Annotated in this window: 4 protein-coding genes; 3 read left to right on the forward strand and 1 reads right to left on the reverse strand. The window is 53.1% G+C overall.

The window, feature by feature from the left end:
• Positions 1–145: 145 nt before the first annotated feature.
• Both ACOCD2_RS15755 and ACOCD2_RS15760 read left to right on the forward strand, forming a co-directional pair.
• Positions 146–439, forward strand: a complete 294-nt coding sequence (locus ACOCD2_RS15755; protein ID WP_323790863.1) for an HD-GYP domain-containing protein — start codon at positions 146–148, stop codon at positions 437–439.
• 309 nt (positions 440–748) lie between these two features.
• On the forward strand, positions 749–1,636 hold the full coding sequence (locus tag ACOCD2_RS15760) for a crotonase/enoyl-CoA hydratase family protein (protein WP_293649459.1): 888 nt from the start codon (positions 749–751) through the stop codon (positions 1,634–1,636).
• A gap of 49 nt (positions 1,637–1,685) precedes the next feature.
• On the opposite strand, the gene ACOCD2_RS15765 is transcribed toward ACOCD2_RS15760, so the two are convergent.
• Complete coding sequence (locus ACOCD2_RS15765) at positions 1,686–2,627, reverse strand: response regulator (protein ID WP_293649461.1); 942 nt, start codon at positions 2,625–2,627, stop codon at positions 1,686–1,688.
• Positions 2,628–2,696: 69 nt separating this feature from the next.
• Here ACOCD2_RS15765 and tnpA point away from each other — a divergent pair.
• A partial coding sequence (tnpA, locus tag ACOCD2_RS15770) for an IS66 family insertion sequence element accessory protein TnpA (protein WP_419582287.1) occupies positions 2,697–2,844 on the forward strand: 148 nt, incomplete at its 3' end.

A 2,844-nucleotide genomic window follows, 5' to 3' on the forward strand; every position in this document is an offset into this window, starting at 1 on the left:
TAATTCAGTTGTGGGGACAACTCAGTTTCGGGTTGTAACATGGGCCGTATCAGTCGTGACAGGCTGAGCCTATCACTCATGACCACGTCCTAAGGACGTGGGTTTCTACGCTAAACTAAAAGGCAGTTCTTCCGCTTATCTGTCGATGGCCGCACATATCGCATTGCATCACCACGAACACTTCGACGGCAAGGGTTATCCGCATGGCCTCAAAGGCGAGGAGATACCCCTGGAAGCGCGCATAGTAGCGGTTGCGGATACGCTGGATGCCCTGATGACGGTCCGTCCCTACAAAGAGGCCTGGCCCCGTGAAAAGGCACTCGCCTATCTGAAAGAACACTCCGGTACACATTTTGATCCTGACTGCATCATGGCGCTGTTCGAGCGCGAAGAACAGGTGTGCAGGATTTATGAAGAGTTGCCGGACAAGTATCTGTAAGACAGCCATATTTGCCGGGTATTTCGGCCTGTCTGGCCGGGTCTTTACCTTTTTCCACACCAGCAGATGTTGACCTGCATCTGATTTCCCAAAGTTTTTCTGTACCCAAACCACGGTTTGTGCAATAAGCTTATCTGTGACAGGCCGGTGCGGTCCGCGTGCAGGAGGCGTCAACAGAGTTTGGCTTTTCTCAACAATTGTCAGCACGGGGTCGCGTGCCATGTCATGCATGTATTGACAGACGCACAGAGGGCGCCATTGATTTTCCATGCAAAAATGTGCATCCAACCTAATGACAGGAGATTTACCATGCTCACCCAACAACTTTCCGCAAAACAGGATTTGACTGCCGACTACAACTGGGTCTACGACAACCTTGTTTGTGAGTATGATCCGGCAAACCGCGTCATGCAGTTCAATATGAACACCCATCCCCATCCGAGTTTCACCCCGGCACTGATGCACGATATCAGCAGCTTTCAGAAATCTGTCATGGAGATTTGTGAAACGCACAAATCGGAAGGGGTCGCTTCGCCGTTCGATTTTCTGGTTCTGGGTTCTGCCGTGCCTGGCGTGTACAGCCTGGGGGGAGATCTTGGCTTTTTTCTGAAATGCATTCGTGGAGACAACAGGGAGGAGTTGGAGGCCTATGCGTTACTTTGTATAGATGTCCTGTATGACAATTACCGGAATCTGAATCAGAGCCTGCGCACAGTGGCACTGATCGAAGGTGATGCGCTGGGTGCGGCATTTGAAGCTGCCTTGTCCTGTGATGTCATCATTGCAGAGAAAGGCGTGAAGATCGGCTTTCCCGAAGTGGTGTTCAATATGTTTCCCGGCATGGGCGCCTACTCCTTTCTTTCCCGGCGTATTGCTCCTGCACAGGTTGAACGCATGATCAATACAGGAAAGATCTTCACTTCAGAAGAGCTGTATGACCTTGGGGTAATAGACATACTTGCTGAACCGGGTGAGACCAAAGCTGCTCTGCGCCAGTTCGTCAGGAAGCACAGCCGTTCGGCCATGACCCGTGATGCGGTGCTGGCCATGAGAAATGAGGTATTTCCCCTGACCCATGACGAGCTGAAACGCATCGTGCTGCTGTGGGTGGATTCGGCGATGGCCTTGCCGGAGCGTGATCTGAAGATGATGAAGCGTCTGGTAAAAGCCCAGGCCAAGAAAATGGCGGCAGCTTGAGTTGTGCAATGGCTCTGTGTAATCCGCCAAAGGCAGCACAGAGCCGGAATCAGGTTTTGTCCGGGAACCGGTAGACCGTGGAAGTGGAATCGATACTGGATTCCTGAAGGAATGCCTGCACTTTGTTTTTCTGGTTCTTGACAGCCTCGATCATCGCAGCGCCTTGCCTGTGCAGTTCCGGGTTTTCAGCCCTGGACAGCTGTTCACATTCGGCAAACAGGGCGAGGGCACCGATACCGCCGGCTGATCCCTGCAGGGCATGAGCCGCATCACGTATTGCATCCATGTCTTTTTGCATCAGGCCCTGCTCCATTTCGCTGATGGATTGCTCTGCATCGACAAAGAAGTGTTTCATCAGTTCCGGGAAGAAGTTTGCATCGCTTTCGATGGCCATCAGCGCCCGAACTGTTTCCATGTCCATGACGGGTGGCGCATCTGCGGGTATGGCCAGTGTCTCAACATTGTTTTCCGGTATTTCGATGTCAGGGCCAGCCAGGCCGGTGCCTGTGGTCAAAGTATCGATGAACTGCAGCAATCTGTTCTTGTCAACCGGTTTCAGCAGGAAGGCATCCGCACCGGTTTCTTCGGCTTCCTCCCGCGCATCTTCACTGGCGTTGGCGGACAGCATGATGAAGGGCAAATGGTCGACGGTCCCATATTCTGAATAGCGATAGGCCTTGATGGTTTCCGGACCGCTCATGACCGGCATCTGCATGTCGATGACTACCGCATCAAATTCCTCCTCGAACAGCAGATCAAGCGCGCTTTCACCATCAAACGCCTGAACCACGGCATGCCCGGCTTTCTGCAAAATGGTGGAAGTCACCATTTGTACTGTCTTGTTGTCATCCACCACGAGAATACGATAGTGGTTTTCCGGCAATCTGTCGGCTGCGGAGACGGCGGGGGCTGTATCGTCACCAGCGTATTCACCGCTGCCCAGTACGCGATGGAGGGCTTGGAAAAATGGTAAGCGCCCAAGAATCCACACCTGTTTTCCCGACCTGACCCCGTGCAGACTTTCTCCTGAAATTTCACGACACAGGAGAAATCGATGGACATGTCTGATGCCACCGAAGGCGCGTCATTCTGGCAGTTACACATTGCGGCCTGGCAACAATCTGGCCTGACGCAGAAAGCCTACTGCGAACACCAGGAGCTGCGGTATAGTACCTTCGGCTACTGGGTCCGCAAGCTACGCCGGGCCG

This window comes from Thiolapillus sp. (assembly GCF_048562965.1).
GTDB classification, from domain to species: Bacteria; Pseudomonadota; Gammaproteobacteria; order Chromatiales; family Chromatiaceae; genus Thiolapillus; species Thiolapillus brandeum_A.

What these genes read in the sequence shown, in the direction of transcription:
- ACOCD2_RS15755 (WP_323790863.1), top strand. Translation starts at nt 146, where the DNA reads ATGGCCGCACATATCGCATTGCATCACCACGAACACTTCGACGGCAAG.
- ACOCD2_RS15760 (WP_293649459.1), top strand. Translation starts at nt 749, where the DNA reads ATGCTCACCCAACAACTTTCCGCAAAACAGGATTTGACTGCCGACTAC.